Origin of the sequence: Bacillus sp. SIMBA_005 (assembly GCF_046535585.1) — a bacterium.
GTDB classification, from domain to species: Bacteria; Bacillota; Bacilli; order Bacillales; family Bacillaceae; genus Bacillus; species Bacillus pumilus.
The window spans coordinates 1-233 of the sequence record NZ_JAWRWI010001226.1 but is presented as its reverse complement, the minus strand read 5'-3'; the positions used below and the strand labels follow the sequence as shown (position 1 = coordinate 233).

General features: G+C 64.4%; 1 protein-coding gene. It reads right to left on the bottom strand.

The window, feature by feature from the left end:
- The coding region (locus tag SB660_RS23965; RefSeq protein ID WP_410585121.1) for a hypothetical protein at nt 1-233 on the bottom strand (233 nt) is incomplete at both ends.

The following is a 233-nucleotide window of genomic DNA, read 5'->3' as shown; positions in this document are numbered from 1 at the left end:
CGGGAACTTCGCCCAGCTCGAACACCTGATCGCGGAGCGCCTCGATGGCATCCGCTTGTTCGGCGCGATCTTCTGCCTCAGCCGCCGCGCTGGCCTCCGCCTGGGAGGCCCGTGCGGACTGCTGGTTCGCGACAACGCCGAGGGCGACGACACCGCCGATCGTGATGATCTGAACGATGATGATCGCGCTGACGATCCCGATTGTCCGTCTCGTCCACCTAGTCATAGAGATC